Annotated in this window: 10 protein-coding genes; 6 read left to right on the plus strand and 4 right to left on the minus strand. The window is 40.5% G+C overall.

The genetic code is table 11. The features are described from left to right. Positions 1 to 180 precede the first annotated feature (180 nt). From ACE1AT_RS14035 to ACE1AT_RS14045, 3 genes are all read right to left on the minus strand, one after another. Positions 181 to 654: a hypothetical protein gene (locus ACE1AT_RS14035; protein ID WP_374869269.1), complete on the minus strand. Its 474-nt coding sequence runs from the start codon at positions 652 to 654 to the stop codon at positions 181 to 183. 166 nt (positions 655 to 820) lie between these two features. Continuing rightward, positions 821 to 3,439 (minus strand): ATP-dependent chaperone ClpB, encoded by a 2,619-nt coding sequence (gene clpB, locus ACE1AT_RS14040; protein WP_374869271.1) that lies wholly within the window; start codon positions 3,437 to 3,439, stop codon positions 821 to 823. A 294-nt stretch (positions 3,440 to 3,733) separates the two neighbouring features. Continuing rightward, entirely contained in the window at positions 3,734 to 4,012 is a 279-nt protein-coding gene (locus ACE1AT_RS14045) for a hypothetical protein (RefSeq protein WP_374869272.1), read from the minus strand. Positions 4,013 to 4,860: 848 nt separating this feature from the next. Between ACE1AT_RS14045 and ACE1AT_RS14050 the strand changes: the two genes are divergently transcribed. From ACE1AT_RS14050 to ACE1AT_RS14070, 5 genes are all read left to right on the plus strand, one after another. Continuing rightward, on the plus strand, positions 4,861 to 5,328 hold the full coding sequence (locus tag ACE1AT_RS14050) for a MarR family winged helix-turn-helix transcriptional regulator (RefSeq protein WP_374869274.1): 468 nt from the start codon (positions 4,861 to 4,863) through the stop codon (positions 5,326 to 5,328). 92 nt (positions 5,329 to 5,420) lie between these two features. After that, positions 5,421 to 5,945, plus strand: a complete 525-nt coding sequence (locus ACE1AT_RS14055) for a hypothetical protein (RefSeq protein ID WP_374869276.1) — start codon at positions 5,421 to 5,423, stop codon at positions 5,943 to 5,945. Positions 5,946 to 6,111: 166 nt separating this feature from the next. Continuing rightward, complete coding sequence (locus ACE1AT_RS14060; RefSeq protein ID WP_374869278.1) at positions 6,112 to 6,717, plus strand: hypothetical protein; 606 nt, start codon at positions 6,112 to 6,114, stop codon at positions 6,715 to 6,717. Between the two features lie 112 nt (positions 6,718 to 6,829). Then, on the plus strand, positions 6,830 to 7,045 hold the full coding sequence (locus ACE1AT_RS14065; RefSeq protein WP_374869280.1) for a hypothetical protein: 216 nt from the start codon (positions 6,830 to 6,832) through the stop codon (positions 7,043 to 7,045). A gap of 3 nt (positions 7,046 to 7,048) precedes the next feature. Continuing rightward, positions 7,049 to 7,453: a hypothetical protein gene (locus ACE1AT_RS14070; protein WP_374869282.1), complete on the plus strand. Its 405-nt coding sequence runs from the start codon at positions 7,049 to 7,051 to the stop codon at positions 7,451 to 7,453. 40 nt (positions 7,454 to 7,493) lie between these two features. On the opposite strand, the gene ACE1AT_RS14075 is transcribed toward ACE1AT_RS14070, so the two are convergent. Further along, on the minus strand, positions 7,494 to 8,918 hold the full coding sequence (locus ACE1AT_RS14075; protein ID WP_374869284.1) for a 1-acyl-sn-glycerol-3-phosphate acyltransferase: 1,425 nt from the start codon (positions 8,916 to 8,918) through the stop codon (positions 7,494 to 7,496). 583 nt (positions 8,919 to 9,501) lie between these two features. On the opposite strand from ACE1AT_RS14075, the gene ACE1AT_RS14080 reads away from it, so the two are divergent. Further along, positions 9,502 to 10,215 (plus strand): heme oxygenase (biliverdin-producing), encoded by a 714-nt coding sequence (locus ACE1AT_RS14080; RefSeq protein ID WP_374869286.1) that lies wholly within the window; start codon positions 9,502 to 9,504, stop codon positions 10,213 to 10,215. Positions 10,216 to 10,364: the final 149 nt, after the last annotated feature.

Consider the following 10,364-nt stretch of genomic DNA (forward strand, 5'->3'; position numbering starts at 1 on the left):
GGAGTAAGACCACAATCAAACACGGGTTTGAGAAGGCATCAGCGAATGAAGCGGGAAACCCGAAAGACGAATAAGACCGTCCCTAAATTGAGTTGATGTTGGAAGCCCCAACCTCAACGAAGTAGGTTGGGGTACTTCACGTTAATAGTGTTCGAGTGGTTGGTAAGAAATTTTTTGAGATTAAGTAGCTGTGGCGAAAAATTCTTGTAGTTTTTCGGGCTGTTTTGTGAATGCTAAATATTGAGACGCCATTTCTGGAGTTAACAGTTCTATCATTAATCTGTTTTCTACCCAGAACTCAATGACATCAAATAAAGAATCGCGGTTACAGCGCACTACACGCCAACCTTCACTCATACCGATTTGCTCAATTTCTTCTTGGGTGACGGATACAGAAATTGCGGCGTGGGTAGCTGTGAACGAAGAAGGATTGTCACTGTTAACAAACTTACACTGTTCATTAGGTGCTGTACCGGGTAAAATCTCAGATCCTAAAGGATAAACTTCAACTGCTGTACCATATTCATCACCGGGAAAAACTATATAGCTACCTGGGTGAGGAGGAAAAGGTGCTAGTTGGCCTTTCAAGACTTTGGCAAGAACTTGGGCAACATGCTGGGGATTTTTTGCGGAAACTGAAATGTGGTGAATCATAAAAATAACCTTCAAGATGTAAGGTTATACAACTACAACTGATGGTTATTGTGTTCCGCATCTCAAAATGTTAAGTTTATTACACAAATTTTCATAGGTTTGTAGTAAGCACTTTAGTGCTTAAATATTTGAGGACTAAAGTCCTTACTACAAACTGTTTATCCTGTTAAGTCGTCAATATTTCTGCGGGTAAGTGCTTGAAGGAAAGACGCTCATTTTCGATATCTACAAAGATCATATCGCCATCACTGAATTCGCCCCGCAAAATTGCTTTGGCTATTGGTGTCTCTAATTCTCTTTGAATCGCACGTTTGAGCGGACGCGCACCGAAAACAGGATCATATCCTACTTCGGCTAAAAAGTCAAGAGCCACATCTGAGAGTTTGAGAGACATCTTGCGATCGCTCAATCTTTGACGGAGTCTTTCGACTTGTAACAAGACAATTTCGCGCAATTCTTCTTTTTGCAAACCGTGGAAGATGATCAACTCATCAACCCGGTTAAGAAATTCTGGACGGAAGGAATTCCGCAAAGCTTCCATCACCCGACTCCGCATTTCCTCATAACGAGATTCATCACTGGCGACATCGAGGATAAATTGCGAACCGATGTTACTGGTCATAATAATAATAGTGTTTTTGAAGTCCACTGTATGACCTTGAGCATCGGTGACACGTCCATCATCGAGAATTTGCAGCAAGATGTTAAACACATCCGGGTGAGCTTTTTCGATTTCGTCGAAGAGAATCACCGCATAAGGACGACGGCGAATTGCTTCAGTTAATTGTCCACCTTCTTCGTAACCGACATATCCGGGGGGCGCACCAATCAAACGCGAAACGGCGTGTTTCTCCATGTACTCAGACATGTCAATGCGGACTAGCGCCTCTTCGGTGTCAAACAAATATGCTGCGAGGGCTTTTGCTAATTCCGTTTTACCCACTCCAGTAGGGCCGAGGAAAATAAAGCTAGCGATGGGACGATTCGGATCTGCTAAACCAGCACGCGATCGCTGAATTGCATCTGCAACAGCTGTAACTGCTTCTTGTTGTCCAACCACACGATGATGCAGTTCATCTTCCAAATGCAACAGTTTTTCTTTTTCAGATTCCACCAACTTGCTGATCGGGATACCAGTCCACTTAGAAATTACTTCGGCGATGTCAGCTTCAGTAACTTCTTCGCGCAACAGAGATTTTCCAGTGTGTTGAGTTTGGGTTAACTCCGATTCTGCTGCTTCTAACTTCCGGTGCAAATCAGTTAACTTACCATACTTTAATTCCGCAGCGCGGTTGAGGTCATAATCCCGTTCGGCTTGTTGAATTTCTAAGTTAACTCGGTCTATTTCCTCTTTGACAGATTGAATTTTGGTGATAATATCCTTTTCAGACTGCCATTGAGCATTTAACGTCCGTTGTTCTTCTTTAAGATCCGCTAGTTCTTTTTCTAGTCTTTCGAGACGTTCGCGAGAAGCGGTGTTGCTTTCTTTTTGCAGCGACAGCTTCTCCATTTCTAACTGTAAAATCTTGCGATCGATCTCGTCGAGTTCTTCTGGTTTGGAGGTAATCTCCATTTTCAACCTAGCAGCAGCTTCGTCTACTAAGTCAATGGCTTTGTCTGGTAAGAAGCGATCGCTAATATATCGACTCGAAAGTGTCGCCGCAGCTACTAAAGAATTATCAGAGATTTTCACCCCGTGGTGCAGTTCATAGCGTTCTTTCAAACCCCGCAGAATTGAAATTGTGTCTTCAACAGTGGGTTGATCGACATACACTTGTTGGAAGCGTCGCTCTAAAGCCGCGTCTTTTTCAATATACTTACGGTATTCATCTAAAGTTGTCGCCCCAATACAGCGCAATTCACCCCGTGCCAACATGGGTTTAAGCAAATTGCTAGCATCCATGGCGCCTTGGGTCGCACCCGCACCAACAACAGTATGAATCTCATCAATAAATAGAATTATATTACCACCGGATTCGGTGACTTCTTTTAAAACTGCTTTGAGGCGTTCTTCAAATTCACCCCGGAATTTTGCACCCGCAATCAAAGCACCCATATCCAAAGCCATCAGCTTACGGTCTTTGAGAGATTGGGGAACATCACCAGCGACGATACGCTGTGCTAAACCTTCAACAATTGCAGTTTTACCAACACCAGGTTCTCCAATTAACACAGGATTATTCTTGGTGCGGCGAGACAGAATTTGAATTGTGCGACGAATTTCGTCATCTCGTCCAATTACTGGATCAAGTTTACCTTGACGAGCGGCTTCGGTGAGGTCACGCCCATATTTTTCCAGTGCTTGGTATTTACCTTCTGGATTTTGGTCGGTCACTTTCTGGCTTCCCCGAATTTGCTTAATAGTATCTTTTACTTTTCTTTCGTCTAATCCGAATTCTTGGAATAGACTTTTACCAAAGCGATCATCTTTGGCGTAAGCAAGTAATAAATGTTCTATAGATATATATTCGTCACCAAACTCCTTACGATAACCTTCAGCTCGATCTAACAGAGAATCCAAGCTGCGTCCCAGGTAAACAGAATTGATGGTTCCCGATACTCTTGGTTGACGTTGGATATATTGGTCAGTGCGATCGCGTAATTTTTGCAGATTCACACCCAATTTTGTAAACACAGGCCCAGCTAGTCCTTCTTGTTCTAGCAAAGCTTTCATCAGGTGTTCACTTTCGATTTGCTGATGGTGGTTTTGTTTGGCGATGTCAGGAGTATGCGCGATCGCTTCCCAGGCTTTTTCTGTAAATTGGTTAGGGTTAGTTGGTTGCATAGGCTTTTAGAGGAACGAACTACACGCGCAAATATAATTTTTGTTCTTATATGGTCATTTTAGAAAGAAGCGGCTAATAAGCTAGATCGGTCTTCACGTCTTTTTCAAGTAGTATTACCGTCCGTGTGGGGATCAGGGGACTAATTTTAGTAAAATTGTTACCGAAAAATTGGGTTTAAAGCCTCGCCCTTAAAGGGCGACTTTGGCGCTATAATTATGTCAGTGAGTGCAATGTAAATATGCTGGTATTTGATGTCAAGCTCTAAAATCTGGTAACACAGATCCAGAATAATCTCATTTCTTGGAAAGAGGACAATACATACGGAATGTTTCGCGTCCTAAAACGATACATGCACTTTCGGAATTATCTTCTCGAATATCACTATTGACGGCAGTTTTATACTTGATCAGTGCAGTAGTCGAAATAGCAGCACATACTAAAGCAAATGCCCCAATCAACACAGTTTTGGGCGTAATATTTGGATTTATTTTTCTCTTTTTATTTTGTAATTTTGATTGACAGCAAACTTGTTTTGCAGACCAAAAATGGTTGTCAAAATCGTAGTAACTCATTGATGTTATTGCTCTTGGATTCAAAGTAGAACTTTAATATTCACCTTGCCAACAATCATTAATTATTTGGGAGGTCAGCGTTCCGTTCATGATATATCAGATTAAGAAAAAGGATATATATAAATATTAAGTTTTTATGGAATTTACATATGTTTTATCTATATATATTTAGTGAATATTTGATTGATAAAAAATTAAATAAACCTCATACTCATCTTATACTTAGAAATGAGCTTTTTTAGCTTTAGGAATTACGCAATAACTCTCCCAAGCTCTTATTTCTTAGTGTCCTACCCTGCGGGAAGCCGCTGACGCGTCTATGTGGTTAGTTTTTTCATGATTTTGCGTAAGTCCTAAGATTTTAATAAAATGATGATGCAGATAAATGTAATTAAACCACGTCTACTTTGAGAACTGTAGTTTTGTAGGTTGGGTGTAGCGACAGCGAAACCCAATATTATAGTCTGGTTAATGTTGGGTTACACTCCGTTCCACCCAACCTACATAATGTCCTTTTTGAAAAACTCATCTTTTCAAAAAGGACGAGGTTTAAATGACCAAATTCTGATGATTTTGTTTCCTCAATAATCAAAACAACAGTATATTAACTTGCTATAACTCAAATAATTTCTCCTGACTTTTTTTGCGATCGCTCAAATTGGTAAATCAGACAATATTAATCAACTGAATTACTGCTTGCATGGTAAAGAGTCCAAACGCACCACTAATTTTTTTTGGTGAGACTAACTTTTTTCTTAAATTCGACGTTTGCTTCTACCGTTCTATGTTCAGAGCATAGAATAGTTAATACATTAAATATTTGACTTAGCGATCAACCTTGTCTTGAAATGCCTAGTTCATCCTCAAATTCTGATTTTCTTCAGCAATGGCAATATGCTCTAGCCCCTTACAACTTGGGGTACAAGCTCAAACTTGCATCTCAGTTGATGTATCGAGATTTCCTAGAGCGGCTAGAACCTTACGGATTGACCCCGTTTCACTATCTTGTTTTGTGTTGTCTGTGGGAGGAAGACGGTCTTTCAACGACTGGAATCGCTGACAAGCTGAAGCAGTTGGGCGCAACGTTAACTGGGGTGGTTGATCGAATGGAGGATCGTAAGCTTGTTCAGCGAGAGCGCGATCGCGATGATCGTCGCATTGTCCGCATCTGGCTCACTGACGAAGGAAAACGACTCATGAAAGTTCTACCCTCAATCGGCGCACAAACAATTGAGAAAGCAACCACAAACATTCCAGAAGCAGACCAGGAAGCAGTTTTGAAGATACTAGATCAAATTGTTCAAAACCTGATCTAGCAATTTTAGGCTTTGGAAGTTGACCTTATGCAAATTACTTAATATATTAATTATCAATATATTTACTTTATGTGTCACACCATAGGAAAAAAATGCCAAAGTTGAGCATCAGACAGAAAAACTGGTTGTTGTCCGCGCATATTGGTTTTGCAGCCCTTTGGACAGGAACCGTCTTAAGTATGTTTCTTCTCTCGTTGAGAAATACAAAATCAACTCATGCAGAGGTACTCTACGCGCTCAACTCAGCGATTAATCTGCTCGATGACTACATTGTGATTCCCTCTGCAATGGGTTCAGTGATCACAGCAACATTTCTTTGCTGGATGACCAACTATGGATTCACTAAGTTTTACTGGGTAATGACTAAGTGGATACTGACAACTGGGTTGGTAATTTTTGGAACATTTTGGCTGTTTCCGTGGGGCAACGCCGCTGAAAAACTAGCGGCTCAAGAAGGGTTACAAGCCTTAGCCAGTCCAATATATAGCTTTGACGCTAAAGGTGTGTTGATTGGAACTGTAATTCAGGTTCTTTTGCTCTCTATCATCATTGCGATTTCGGTTCTCAAGCCGTGGGGAAGACGATCAGTGAAGGTAAATAGTCAAAACTGTAATTAATCCAAGTCAACATACACCTATGATTCAAGGGTAAAATGAGAAACGACTATATGGTTTGTAGATATGAGCCAGCATACAAGACAAATTCTTTTAAAGTTTGATGCAGTTTTTTTCTCGTCGAATTTATTTTTAGTGACCTGATTGTCAGGTATTAGAAGTTTCAAGTATGGATAATCCGTATTGGTACAGTGAAAAGCATTCACATGTGATAGATATTTCTGCTATTCGCTTAAATGCTTTTCATCTAATGAATATCTTTTTTGCTAGTCAAACTCTTGCATCTGAACATCGTTTAGATGACTCCGAAGATAACTTAGCTAATCTTTATTGTGGATTTTATAGAGCTGAAATAACGAGACTTTTAATTAATATTGCAATAAACACTAGGGTTTTTGATGATCAGATGAAATCTAGTGATCGCAAAGATAAATACCTTAGACACTGCGACAGAGTTGATACAGGAGATTACATTGGCATTTTTCAAGAGAATGAGAAAAATCAAGAAAAGTTTAAAATTCGAGAGGCTTGCAATAAGATAATTCATGCCGAAACAGTCCGACCTATTTTTGAGAGAGGTGACTTTCCTCATTATTCAATAGACGAAATAGATGACTCAGACGAAGATTATGAATGGTGGTATTTAACTGGAGAAATTGAAATGACGGGTTCAAGAATTGTTAAAGGTGAAACTGTCAACTGGTTCGTTAATCTTTTTGTTCCTCCTTACATAGAAACTGTAATTGATCTAATTTCCTTTAAAGCCGATGAATAAAATGAAGTTTAGGAATAATAAGGCGATCGCTGCATAAAAACCCGCTTGCACCCGACTGCTGATAAGTTTTTTGTTAGGATCGAGAAATTATCTGCCAAAAGAGGTATATGATATGACACTGGATGAAGTGCTTCCTGTCGTGCGAAATCTCTCTGCAACAGAAAAACTTAAACTTATTCGGATACTCGCTGAGGATTTGGATATGACTGAGGATATTTCACCGTTGGAACCCTTCAAAACCTATGACCTGCCAACTCCTTATAATAGCTTTGGCGCGGGTGCAGTTTTGATGGAAGCCCTCAAGCAGTCAGATACAAGTCAGCAATAATGTATGCGATTTAAGTATTCAACTACTAGCCCAACTCAAAACGAGTTTGATAGCCTACCGAGACTTCCATTATCACTGCGGCGAGAAGATCGAAGAATTGAAACTGTTGGTTTAGTGGATAGTGGCGCTACAGTTAATGTCTTGCCTTACGAACTCGGTCTTCAATTAGGAGGTATTTGGGACAATCGCAAAGCCATCATTCAATTAGCAGGCAATCTCAGCAATCAGCCAGCGATACCCTTCTTTGCGATCGCTCAAATCGGAGAATATTCACAAACTGAATTAGTGTTTGCATGGGTAAAGAGTCCAAACGCACCACTAATTCTTGGTCAGACTAACTTTTTTCTCGAATTCGACGTTTGTTTTTACCGTTCCAAGTTCGAGTTTGAAGTCAAACCGAAGTCGTAAACAGCCCGCTAACTATACGACTTGATATAGCCGCAACACGTTATGCCTTAATTAATTTTTCTAAAGCTTGATGCAGTTCTTTTGTCAACTCACTCACCCCAACTCTTGCTGCGTGGCGATCGCTTTGGTATTTTGCCCAACGTTGAGTCACTGATATTGGTTCACCGACTGTAATTAGCGCCTGTCGCCAACCCAAACGGGGACGCCCTGGTAGTTTTGTATTATTTTTGATCCGAGCAATCATATCAAATATTAGTAGTGCCGTTTCTGCAAATCTTTCTGCACAAGGCTCTTCCTTGACATAAGTCCCAGTAACTGCTATGAAAGTCTCTACTAACCGCATATGTCGCATTCGCAATTCTGCTTCTGCTGCTACCCAGTCTGCTAATCCCCGTTGCAAGGGTGATAAGGTATTAATATCTTCCACATCATCTCTGTAAATATAACTCCAACCTGCTTCTTCTAAACGGCGACAACGATCAATAAAATTTCCTTGTGATTGTAATCCAAAGTATTGTTCGGCAACTTGCAAAGCTATTTCTTGTAGGCGATGAAGTCTAGCGATTAACATTTGATTGGGATTGGCGATCGCTTCACCATCATAATTAATTGCAGGTAAATTCTGATGATAAAAGCGCTGATAAAATCCTTCCATCTCTGTTAATAAATGTTCCGCGAGTTGTAACAGGCGTTGATAGTAAATCTCTTCGGGATTAGCGACATCAGATGTTTCTATAGTCTGCACTACTAAACCACAGTCAGCTTCTAATTTACTCAGCAGCCAATTTAGTTTTGCCCAAGCTGGTTTCACATAGCTATACTGAATCGTAATTGGCACAATCAAAACTTCTTGTGAACGCTTGGCTTTGTGCAAATCTTCTACACACCAAAACCCAAATTGAGCCACCCCAGGTTCTAAAGGGCTAATGATGCCACTATGTCCATTGGTAGCACCTTCAGGAGCAACTGTGATCGGCATTTTTCCGTTAGCAAACAAATTTCGCGCATTTTGAATACCTAGCTTATCCAGTCGCTTACCTCGGCGAATGGGAGTTCCCCCCAAATTCGAGAAAAACCAACCTAGCCAGTCTCCCGCCCACAATAACATTCCCCGTTCATAAATGAAGTGTGAATGAATCGGGTATTGTAGGAAAATTCCTTGTTGACGCGCCACCCGTGGTACTGCCCGCGACAATAGGTATAACATACACAGTGGATCATCTACCTCTGGATGACGAAATGCCATCAAAAAGCGCACTTTACCAGCTTGGAATTGTTGATATAACTCGGCTAAAGTTTCTGCATTCTTAACTTGAATGCGGGAAATTCCAGATGGTAGCCACGGTCTGAGCCGAAATCGTAGCAAAATAGGCAGCAACCACTGGGCAAGACGGAGTACAACAGGGTTGAAGCGTTGTGGAATAAACTCTAGCCGTGATTGGGCATGTTGGATGGAATCAGGCAAGGTTGCTCTCCAGACGGTACTTCTAACAACGGTAACGAATATAGGGGCTAGAAAGTAGGGTTTACGGTGTAGGGGTGTAGGAAAATTTACAAAAATCTTTAATTGAATCCTATTGTGGTATATCTGAGCGATCGCTGGCGAATTCTGGGTCTGACACCTCGTTTACCCACAAATTGCTTGTAGAGACGTAGCAATGCTACGTCTCTACATCTGGTGGAATGACGAAAAATAAAATTTGGTAGGGTGTGTTATGGACGGAACTGTAATGGTGCGTTGCGCTGCGCGACAACAGACCCTACAAAACGGGATTTGGAGTGATTGAATAATTTGTGTGTACAAGGTTCATTTGCATCCAAAATCAGAGAAATATGAAAAAATATAAATAGCTATATGATTATTCAACGATTAAATAGTTAAATGATTTTGGTAGAAATCAACATGGCTTGGGTCTGCATCGATGGTGTGATTAGCTGATGGTCATGATGCAGATCCTTTCATCAACCTGAATAACAATTCTTTAACGCTGGCGTTGACAGTGAACTGGTAAATCTCAGCTTGCGTTTTGAGAGGAAGGAAAAAACCAATGAGTAATAATCTAGCGATTAAGCTTCGTACCGGAACCCAAACATCCCATACAGCAGCAGAAAACGTCGGATTTATGAAGTGTTTTCTCAAAGGGGTTGTAGATAGAAACTGCTTTGCCAAATTTTTAGGTAACTTGTATTACGTCTACAGTCAACTAGAAACAGAAATAGAAAAACATCGAGATCATCCCATAATCGGCAATATTTATTTCCCAGAACTAAATCGCCAAGCTGCTTTAGAGAAAGATATGGAATTTTACTATGGGAAAGAATGGCGAACTTGTGTAAAACCATCTCCCGTCGCTCAAAGTTATATTGCTCGAATTCGAGAATTATCTGCAACCGCACCTGAGTTATTAATCGGACACGCATACACCCGCTACATGGGCGATCTTTCCGGTGGTCAAATGTTACAGAAAATTGCTCAGTCAGTCTTAAAGCTTGAGGGTTATCAAGGTACGTCTTTTTATAATTTTGACCAAATTCCAGACAAAAAAGCTTTTAAAGACAAATATCGTCAAGCATTAGACACATTAACAATTGACGATACTACAGCCGAAAAAATTGTTGCAGAAGCAAATAATTCCTTCGGATTCAATATGAAAATGGCTCAAGAACTAGAAGGAAATTTAATTCAAGCAATTGGACAAGTTTTGTTTAATTCCCTAACACGTAGTCATAACACTGGTAGCACCGAAGTAGTTATCAATTGAACACTGAAAGACTATTTATAAAGTAAATCTTAAGTAGGGTGTGTTATGGCTTCAGCCTAACACACCAGTTATTGGCGATGCGTTAGGCGCTTTTATGAGCTAAATTTTTCACGAAAAACATTATAAAAGCGCCTAACACACCCTACAGT

It is taken from the genome of Pelatocladus sp. BLCC-F211, assembly GCF_041928655.1.
GTDB lineage: Bacteria > Cyanobacteriota > Cyanobacteriia > Cyanobacteriales > Nostocaceae > Pelatocladus.

Coding starts and splice junctions, on each gene's coding strand:
- ACE1AT_RS14035 (WP_374869269.1), bottom strand. CDS start 654: ATGATTCACCACATTTCAGTTTCCGCAAAAAATCCCCAGCATGTTGCC.
- clpB (WP_374869271.1), bottom strand. CDS start 3,439: ATGCAACCAACTAACCCTAACCAATTTACAGAAAAAGCCTGGGAAGCG.
- ACE1AT_RS14045 (WP_374869272.1), bottom strand. CDS start 4,012: ATGAGTTACTACGATTTTGACAACCATTTTTGGTCTGCAAAACAAGTT.
- ACE1AT_RS14050 (WP_374869274.1), top strand. CDS start 4,861: ATGCCTAGTTCATCCTCAAATTCTGATTTTCTTCAGCAATGGCAATAT.
- ACE1AT_RS14055 (WP_374869276.1), top strand. CDS start 5,421: ATGCCAAAGTTGAGCATCAGACAGAAAAACTGGTTGTTGTCCGCGCAT.
- ACE1AT_RS14060 (WP_374869278.1), top strand. CDS start 6,112: ATGGATAATCCGTATTGGTACAGTGAAAAGCATTCACATGTGATAGAT.
- ACE1AT_RS14065 (WP_374869280.1), top strand. CDS start 6,830: ATGACACTGGATGAAGTGCTTCCTGTCGTGCGAAATCTCTCTGCAACA.
- ACE1AT_RS14070 (WP_374869282.1), top strand. CDS start 7,049: ATGCGATTTAAGTATTCAACTACTAGCCCAACTCAAAACGAGTTTGAT.
- ACE1AT_RS14080 (WP_374869286.1), top strand. CDS start 9,502: ATGAGTAATAATCTAGCGATTAAGCTTCGTACCGGAACCCAAACATCC.